The organism is Streptomyces sp. 8K308 (assembly GCF_004348315.1).
Taxonomy (GTDB): domain Bacteria; phylum Actinomycetota; class Actinomycetes; order Streptomycetales; family Streptomycetaceae; genus Streptomyces.
The window spans coordinates 1-8,763 of sequence record NZ_SMKC01000302.1 but is presented as its reverse complement, the minus strand read 5'-3'; the positions used below and the strand labels follow the sequence as shown (position 1 = coordinate 8,763).

9 protein-coding genes are annotated in these 8,763 nt (G+C 73.5%); 7 read left to right on the top strand and 2 right to left on the bottom strand.

The features are described 5' to 3' along the window. Nucleotides 1–96: 96 nt before the first annotated feature. Both E1265_RS29045 and E1265_RS29040 read right to left on the bottom strand, forming a co-directional pair. Nucleotides 97–570: a hypothetical protein gene (locus tag E1265_RS29045; protein ID WP_243741188.1), complete on the bottom strand. Its 474-nt coding sequence runs from the start codon at nt 568–570 to the stop codon at nt 97–99. Nucleotides 571–646: 76 nt separating this feature from the next. After that, nucleotides 647–1,408, bottom strand: coding sequence for a sulfite exporter TauE/SafE family protein (locus E1265_RS29040; RefSeq protein WP_132933974.1), 762 nt, complete (start codon nt 1,406–1,408; stop codon nt 647–649). A gap of 83 nt (nt 1,409–1,491) precedes the next feature. Between E1265_RS29040 and E1265_RS29035 the strand changes: the two genes are divergently transcribed. From E1265_RS29035 to E1265_RS29010, 7 genes are all read left to right on the top strand, one after another. Beyond that, nucleotides 1,492–2,457 (top strand): LysR family transcriptional regulator, encoded by a 966-nt coding sequence (locus E1265_RS29035; RefSeq protein ID WP_132933973.1) that lies wholly within the window; start codon nt 1,492–1,494, stop codon nt 2,455–2,457. Between the two features lie 104 nt (nt 2,458–2,561). Next, nucleotides 2,562–4,277 (top strand): serine/threonine-protein kinase, encoded by a 1,716-nt coding sequence (locus tag E1265_RS29030; protein ID WP_132933972.1) that lies wholly within the window; start codon nt 2,562–2,564, stop codon nt 4,275–4,277. Between the two features lie 106 nt (nt 4,278–4,383). Then, entirely contained in the window at nt 4,384–5,577 is a 1,194-nt protein-coding gene (locus E1265_RS29025; protein ID WP_132933971.1) for an RtcB family protein, read from the top strand. Between the two features lie 142 nt (nt 5,578–5,719). Continuing rightward, entirely contained in the window at nt 5,720–6,874 is a 1,155-nt protein-coding gene (locus E1265_RS29020; RefSeq protein WP_132933970.1) for a S1 family peptidase, read from the top strand. A gap of 149 nt (nt 6,875–7,023) precedes the next feature. After that, nucleotides 7,024–7,923: a UTP--glucose-1-phosphate uridylyltransferase gene (locus tag E1265_RS29015; RefSeq protein ID WP_132933969.1), complete on the top strand. Its 900-nt coding sequence runs from the start codon at nt 7,024–7,026 to the stop codon at nt 7,921–7,923. 75 nt (nt 7,924–7,998) lie between these two features. Then, on the top strand, nt 7,999–8,172 hold the full coding sequence (locus E1265_RS37390; RefSeq protein ID WP_165953923.1) for a hypothetical protein: 174 nt from the start codon (nt 7,999–8,001) through the stop codon (nt 8,170–8,172). Between the two features lie 12 nt (nt 8,173–8,184). Further along, the coding region (locus tag E1265_RS29010; protein WP_132933968.1) for a histidine phosphatase family protein at nt 8,185–8,763 on the top strand (579 nt) is incomplete at its 3' end.

Here is an 8,763-nt window from a genome sequence, read left to right as displayed (position 1 = left end):
GGGGTGGGGGAACAGGGCTGTCATCACATGCTCTCCAGTGAACAGGCGAGGTGGTGCGCTCCCTAGGGCCGAGCTTTTGTCAAATGCGCTGACAAATTAGGAAGGGTCGGAGGTGTCGTCAAGCCCTCTCGCACGGAGCAGGGCGCCGGACACCGGTGCGGCCCCGTGGTCGACGTCACCGTCCCGGTGGCGCACCACCCACTCGTCGAGGTCGCGAGCCGCCTCCCACGGTTCCCTGACCAGGTACGCCCGCCACCAGCTCAGCTCCCCGAAGACCCGCGGCGGTCCGAGCCCGTCGGCGGCGCGCAGTTCGGCCAGGAAACGGGCCTCGGCCAGCGCGAAGCCCGCGCTGGCGTCGTGCGTCGAAAGACCGAGGGCGTCGCCGACGAGTCCCCAGTCCCCGCCGCTGAGGCGCTCGAAGACGGCGGCGGCCGAAGGAACCTGCGCGCGGCGGCGGCCACGTGGGCGGCGTGGGCCAGCTTCGCCCCCGGCGCCCGGGCGGTGCCGTCGGGACGCAGCTCCTGCTCGGCCACCGGCACGGCGGCGCGGGCGAGTTCGGCGAGTTCGCACGCCTCGTGCGCCAGCACGAGACGGGCTCGGGCCGCGTCCGGCAGCGGCCGGCTCGCACTCGTGTCGCGCATCTGGGTCAGCCCCGCAGGAAGTAGAGGACGGTCATGGTCACGGCGGTCGCGAGGATGACGGCGCGCAGCAGCCGGGCGGGGAGGCGGCGCGCGACGTGGGCACCGGTGAAGCCGCCGACCACCGCCCCGGCCAGCATGGCGACCAGCAGTCCGGGGGTGCGCAACGCGTCGGAGGCCACGAGGAAGAGCGCCGTCGCGGTGAGATAGACGGCCGCGACCTGGGCGACCCGCATCGGGTTGCTCGCGGCGGGGTCGAGGCCGAGGCCGACGCTCCACAGGGCCAGCATCATGATGCCTACGGCCCCGCCGAAGTATCCGCCGTAGACGGCGAGGACGAACTGGCCGACCAGGAGCCCTCGAGGCCCAAGCGCCGCCGAGCGCCCGAGGGCGGCGTCGAGCATGCGGGAGAGGCGGCGGCCGAAGGCCAGGAGCAGGGTGGCGAAGGCCAGCAGCCACGGCACGGCGGCGGCGAAGGAGGCCGCCGGCAGCGCCAGCAGCAGGCCGGCGCCGACGGCGCCCCCGACCACGCTGGTCGCCGTCATCGCCGCCGTCGAGCTCTCCCCCACCGAGGTCAGCTGGCGTCGGTAGACCCAGACGCTGGTCGCCGCGCCCGGCACCAGGGCGATGGTCGACGAGGCGTTGGCCGTCACCGGGGAGAGGCCGACCGCGACCAGCGCGGGCAGCGCGACGAACGTGCCACCGCCGCCCACGGAGTTCAGCGTTCCGGCGACGACGCCGGCCAACAGGACGAGCAGCATGTCGGGCACCCACCGAGCATCGCCCGCGGCCCGGTGGCCACACAATGCGTTATCGACTAAGGCTGCCTTAGGCTGCACCTTAGGCTGAGGCCGTGCGCTATGACCTGGACGACCTGCGGCTCTTCGTCGACATCGTGGCGGAGGGCTCGATCACGGCCGGCGCCAGCCGGATGCACCTGAGCCTGCCGTCGGCCAGCGCCCGGGTGCGCTCGCTGGAACGCCAGGCCGGCGTCGCGCTGCTGGTCCGCGGCCGGCGGGGGGCGCGGCCCACCCCGGCGGGGATGGCGCTCGCTCGGCACGCCCGCGACGTCCTGGCACGGACGGCCAGGCTCGAAAGCGCCGTCGCGAGCTACACCCGCGCCCCCACCACCTCGCTGACCCTGCTGGGCGGCGGCTCCGCGATGCACCGGCTCCTGCCCCGGGCCCTGGTGTCGTTCCTCCGCGAACACCCGGACGTCGACGTCACGGTCTCCGAGAGCCGCACCCCGCGGACCGTGCGTATGCTCACCGACGGCGAGGCCGACCTGGGGGTCGTGGTCGACAACGAGGCCCGTGACCGCGGCCTCCGCGTGGAGACCCTCTGCGACGACTCCCTGGTGGTGATCGGGCAGGCGGGCGGGGTCCTCGCCGGGCGGCCCGCGTTGGCCTACAGCGAGGCGACCGAGCATCCGATGGTCGGTCTGCACGAGGGCTCCGCGCTGCGGCGCTGGATCGAGACGAACCTCGGCCCGCACGCTCCCGCGGTGCGGTACCGCACCAGCGTGGCCGACCTCAACGTCCTGGTCGCCCTCGTCGCCGCCGGCGTGGGGCTCGCCGTCGTCCCGCGGCGCGCCATCGACTCGGGACACCTGCTCGACGTGTGCGACCTGCGGGACCCCTGGGCGCGTCGTGACCTGCTGCTGGCCTGGGGCGCCAAGGCCGGGGCGCCGTCCCCGGCCACCGCGGAGCTCGCCGAGCACCTGCGCCGGGCGGCGCGCTCCGACGGCGGCGACCCCACCCCGCGCACCGGGGACGCGCACGGCACGGGAGCTGAGACCCGGCGCTCAACAGGCGTGTAACACTTCACGCTCCGGGATCACCCGGCTCCCACGCGCGCCGGCGCCCACTCTAGGCTGACGCCCAATTCGCAGCGGCACAGTGCACGCACAAGGGGGAACCGGGCATGCAGCCACTTGGCCCGACGGACCCGCAGGTCATCGGGGAGTACCGGCTGGTCGGCAGGCTGGGCGCCGGGGGCATGGGCAAGGTCTACCTCGCCCGGTCGAGCCGGGGGCGGGCGGTCGCCCTCAAGCTCGTGCTGCCGGAGCTGGCGCACGAGCCGCAGTTCAGACAGCGGTTCAGGAACGAGGTGGAGGCCGCGCGGCGCATCGGCGGCCAGTGGACGGCCCCGGTGTTGGACGCCGACATGGCGGCGGAGACGCCCTGGGTGGCCACCGGCTACGTGGCCGGTCCCTCCCTGCAGGAGGTGGTCGCGGGCGGCGCGCACGGACCGCTGCCGGAGCGGTCCATCCTCGCCCTCGGCAACGGCCTCGCCCGGGCCCTGCGGGACATCCACGCCGCGGGCCTCATCCACCGGGACGTCAAGCCGTCCAACGTGCTGATCACGATCGACGGGCCGCGCGTCATCGACTTCGGCATCGCCCGCGCCGCCGAGGTGACCTCGTCGGCGCTCACCAGGACCGGAGCCGTCGTGGGCTCGCCGGGCTTCATGTCGCCCGAGCAGTGCCGGGGCGACCAACTGACGCCGGCCTCCGACGTGTTCTGCCTCGGCTCGGTGCTGGCCTTCGCGGCGACCGGCCGGTCGCCGTTCGGCGGCCCGGAGAGCGCCATGCCCGTGCTGATGCTGCGCATCCTGCAGGACGAGAAGGACCTCTCCGGGGTGACCGACGGGTTGCGGGACCTGATCACCGCCTGCCTGGCGCCCGCGCCGTCCGACCGGCCCACCGTGGAGCAGGTCATCGCGGCCACCGACGGCGCCGTGCGGTGGGACGACCAGACGGCGGACCCGTGGCTGCCGGCCGGGCTGCTCGCCGGCCTCGGCCGGCAGGCGGTGGGCCTGCTCGGCTCCGAGGAACCGGTGCGCGCGCCCGCCGCCCCGGCGGTTCAGTTCGGCAAGCCGTCCCAACCGGTGCCGACCTCGCCGGCGTTCGGCCCTCCGACGACCCAGCCGCCCGCGCCGTACGCCGCGCCGACCGCCACCGCGTACGCGGCCGGGCCGACTCCGCCCGTCGGCGGCTACGGCCAGACCGCGCCCATGGCGCCGACCCCGCCCGGCCGCCGCCAGGGAGGACTGGTGGCCGCCGCGCTCGTCGGCGTCCTGGTGGTGGGCGGCTTGGTGGCCGTGCTGGCCAACGGCGGTTCGAACGACGGCGACGACGCGGCCAGCGACTCCCCCACCGGGTCGGAAGAGGAGGGGGCGTACACCGGCGACCCGGAGGAGGCCGAACTGTCGAGCGGTGAGGAGCGGATCACGAGCACCGGCGAGCAGGAGTACAACTTCCGCCCCGGGCAGGTCGCGCACTTCGACAACGGCATGAACGTCTCGGTGGGGAACTTCGCGCCCTACACCCCGAGCGAGTATTCCGTGTACGGCGAGAACGACGAGACCGTGCAGGTGACGGTCACCGTGGAGAACACCGGCCAGCAGGCCCTCGACCTGCAGCTCAGGCTGCGGGGAACCACGGACAGCGGGGCGGAGGTCGACGACGTCACCGACAGCTACGGGCTCATGCCTCCGCTCGAGCTGAACGTGCCCCCCGGCGAGACCGCGACCGGCGAGCTCGGCTTCGTGATACCCCCGGGGACCGAGCACGTCGACCTGCTGCTCGACGGGCTCCACCTCTACGCCGACGACGCGATCTGGCAGGTCCCGCTCTGAGGGGGCGCCGGGCCCGCCCCGGCCACCCGAAAACCCGTTGCCCAGACCCCCGACCCGTGGCCCACAATAGGTGACGGAGAGTTACCGATACGGGGGAGGCATGGCCATGGGATTCACGGAGCTGCCGGGCGCGAAGGTGCCGATCCGCATGTGGGCGGATCCGGCCGGCGTCGAGGACGTCGCGATGCGGCAGTTGCAGAACGTCGCCACGCTGCCGTGGATCCACGGCCTGGCCGTGATGCCCGACGTGCACTACGGGAAGGGCGCCACGGTCGGCTCGGTGATCGCCATGCGGGGCGCGGTGTGTCCCGCGGCGGTCGGGGTGGACATCGGCTGCGGGATGTCGGCCGTGCGCACCTCGCTCACCGCGAACGACCTGCCGGGCGACCTGTCCCGGCTGCGGTCGCGGATCGAGGAGTCGATCCCGGTCGGTCGCGCCATGCACGACGAGGCGGTGTCGCCCGAGCGCCTGCACGGGATGGGCACGGCCGGCCTCGACGACCTCTGGTCCCGCTTCGATCGCGTCGCGGAGGCCGTCGCCTTCCGTCGGGAGCGCGCCGGGAAGCAGCTGGGCACGCTGGGCGGCGGTAACCACTTCATCGAGGTCTGCCTGGACACCGAGGGCGCCGTCTGGCTGATGCTGCACTCCGGCTCGCGGAACATCGGCAAGGAGCTCGCCGAGTTCCACATCGAGGAGGCGCGGCGGCTGCCGCACAACCAGGGCCTGGTCGACCGGGACCTGGCGGTGTTCATCGCGGACACGCCGCAGATGGCGGCCTACCGGCACGACCTGTTCTGGGCCCAGGAGTACGCCGCGCACAACAGGGCGTTGATGATGGCACTGGTCAAGGACGTGGTGCGGAAGGAGTTCCGGAAGGCGAAGCCGCGCTTCGACGAGGTCATCTCCTGTCACCACAACTACGTGGCCGAGGAGCGGTACGACGGCGTCGACCTGCTCGTCACCCGCAAGGGCGCCATCCGCGCCGGCGCCGGGGAGCTGGGGATCATCCCGGGCTCGATGGGCACCAGCTCGTACATCGTCCGGGGCCTGGGCAACGCGGCGTCCTTCCAGTCCGCCTCGCACGGCGCGGGTCGCCGGATGAGCCGGGGAGCGGCCAGGCGGCGGTTCACGGCGCGCGATCTCGCCGAGCAGACGGGCGGCGTCGAGTGCCGCAAGGACAGCGGCGTGGTGGACGAGATTCCCGCCGCCTACAAGCCGATCGAGCAGGTCATCGACCGGCAGCGGGATCTGGTGACGGTGGTGGCCCAGCTCAAGCAGGTGGTCTGCGTCAAGGGATGAGCGTGGGCGGGCGGACGCCGGGCGCCCGCCCGCCCATTGGCCTAGTCATGACAATCCACTAGGTCTAGTCTGGTGGCCGAGTCGATGAGAGCGCTCTCATTCTCCCTGTTCCCCGTCGAACGACTTCAAGGAGAACCCCCACATGAGACGCACGTCAGGACTGCGGCTCGGGCTGTCCGCGTTACTGCTGGTCAGCGCCCTGAGCGGAACGGGCGCGGCCGCCGCCGACCGGGCCACCGCGGCCGAGGGCGCGAGCGAGGCGATCGTGGTGGCGATGAGCCGGGACTTCGGGCTGACCGAGGCGCAGGCGCGGGAGCGGCTGCGCGACGAGGCCGTCGCCATCGAGATCCAGGAGGACGCCGAGCGGGCCGCCGGCGCGGCGTTCGGCGGGGCCTGGTACGACGCCGAGGCGGGCGAGTTGGTCGTCGCCGTCTCGGACGAGGACCGGGCCGCCGCCGTGCGCGCGACGGGGGCGCGGGCCGAACTGGTCCGCCACGGCGAGCGGGAGCTCACCCGGGCGCTCGAATCGATCGACGAGCTCGCGGACCGGTCGGGGGCGCCCGCGGGCGTGAGCGGCTGGCGGGTCGACACCCGGGCGAACACGGTCGTGGTGAGCGTCGTCGCGGGCGAGGAGCGGGACGCCGAGGTCGCCGCGTTCCTCGACGAGGCCCGGCGGCAGGGTCCGGTGACGGTCGTGGAGGCGGCGGGCCAGGCCCCCGTGCCGTTCGCGGCCGGCACGGTCGGCGGTGACCCGTTCTACACGGGCAACGTCCGCTGCTCCATCGGCTTCTCGGTGCACGGCGGCTTCGTCACCGCCGGCCACTGCGGCCGCCCGGGCCAGGCGGTCTACGGCTGGGACGGCTCGCTGATCGGCTACATCCAGGGCTCCTCCTGGCCCGGCAACGACTACGCCTGGGTCAGCGTGGGGAACGGCTGGTGGACGGTGCCGGTGGTGCTCGGCTGGGGCACGGTGTCGGACGCCCTGGTGCGTGGCTCGACCGAGGCGCCGATCGGAGCCTCGATCTGCCGCTCCGGCTCGACCACGGGCTGGCACTGCGGCACGGTCCGCGGCAAGAACGAGACCGTCAACTACTCGTCAGGCGAGGTGGTCCACCAGCTGACGAGGACGAGCGTCTGCGCCCAGCCGGGCGACTCGGGCGGTTCGTACATCAGCGGCGACCAGGCGCAGGGCGTCACCTCGGGCGGCTACGGCAACTGCTCGAGCGGCGGCGAGACCTGGTACCAGCCGGTCAACGAGATCCTCGGGGCGTACGGCCTGCGCCTGCACACGGCCTGAGCGCGGCGGGCCGCCGCCGGGACCCGGCGGCGGCCCGCTTCCCGGACGCGGAGGGCGCTTTCACGCCATCGGCGGCCACCGCTTGGAGAACCAGGGCCTACCTCGTAGCGTTCGCACCCGGACTCCATTCGGGAAGGAAGACATCGCTCATGATCCGAAAGGCCGTCATCCCCGTGGCGGGGCTCGGCACTCGGTTGCTGCCCCTGACCAAGGCACTGCCGAAGGAGATGCTGCCGATCCTCGACAAGCCCGTGCTGCAGCACACCATCGAGGAGTTGGTCGCGTCCGGGATCGACGACGTCACCATCGTCGTCTCCACACGCAAGAGCCTGGTGCAGCAGCACTTCGCCCCGGACGAGGACCTCGACCTGCGGCTGCGCGCCGACGGCAAGGCGTCGCTGGCCGACGCGCTGCTCGAGGTCACCGGCATGGCCCGGATCACCTACCTCTACCAGGACGGCCCGTACGGCAACGGCACGCCGGTGCTGAACGCGGCCCGGGTGGTGGGCGACGAGCCGTTCATGGTGCTGTGGCCGGACGACGTCTTCACCTCCGAGGTGCCGCGCGCGCAGCAGCTCCTCAACGCCTACGAGCGCACCCGCGCGCCCGTCCTGAGCCTGATGCCGATGGCGCCCGAGGAGTCCCACCGGTACGGCGTGCCGATCGTGCGCGAGGAACTGGGCGGCGGGCTGATCAGGATCGACGGCCTGGTCGAGAAGCCGAAGCCCAGCGACGCGCCCTCGGCGTACGCGGCGATCGGCGGCTACGTCGTCACGCCCGGGATCGTGGCGGAGCTTGAGGCGATGACCAACCGGCACCGGTCGCAGCCGGACGGCGAGATCGCGCTGTCCGACGCCATCCACCGGCACGCGGGCGAGCACCCGGTGTTCGGGCAGGTGGTGGACGGGACCTGGTGGGACACGGGCAACGCGCTCGGCTATCTGCGCGCCCAGTTCGCGGCGGCGCTCGCCCATCCGGAATACGGACCCGAGCTTCGGAAGCTGGCGCTGGGCGAGGATCCGGCCAGTCGGCGCACGCCGCCCGGGTGATGGGCCGCGGTTTGAATCGTTAGCTCACCCCGTCGGCGCACTTCCCGCCCTCCGCACCGTCGTTGATGGGTCGTGATGATGGAGATGCTGTACCGGATCGACGAACAGGGCGCCGAGGTCTTCGCCGGGATCTCTGAGTGCTGCGCCGACCTGTTGGCGGAGTTCACCGCCTCCATGGACGAGATCGAGGCGAACTTCGCCAGCCACTGGGTGAACAGCCCCGTCCCGGCCGCCCACTCCGGCGAGTGAGCGGCCCGAGCCATGCGGTTGCTGTGGATCCGGCACGGACAGACGCCGGCCAACGTCGCCGGCCTGCTGGACACGGCGGCGCCCGGTGGGGAGTTGACGGCCGAGGGGCGGCGGCAGGCGGCGGCGCTGCCCGAACTGCTCGCCGGCGAGCGGATCGACGCGCTCTACGCGTCCACGCTCGCGCGGGCGGTGGCGACTGCCGAGCCGCTGGCGACCGCCCGCGGGCTCCGGATGCGGCCGCGGGCGGGCCTCCGCGAGCTGGCGGCCGGCGAGTTCGAGGGGCGGGGGGACGCGGCCGCGGTCGGGGCCTATCAGCGGGTGGCCTGTGACTGGGCGCGGGGGCTGACCGAGGTCCGGATGCCGGGCGGGGAGAGCGGCGCCGAGGCCCTGGGGCGGCTCGACGAGGTGGTGGCCGAGGCGGCCTCGGCCGGGTCGGCGGTGGCGGTGGTCGGCCACAGTTCCGCGATCCGGGTGTGGGCGGCGGCGCGGGCGCTGAACGTGTCGGTCGAGTTCGTGCTGGCGCACGAGGTGCCCAATGGTGGTGTGGTGGTGTTCGAGGGCGCGCACGGGCGGGGGTGGCGGGCGTTGTCC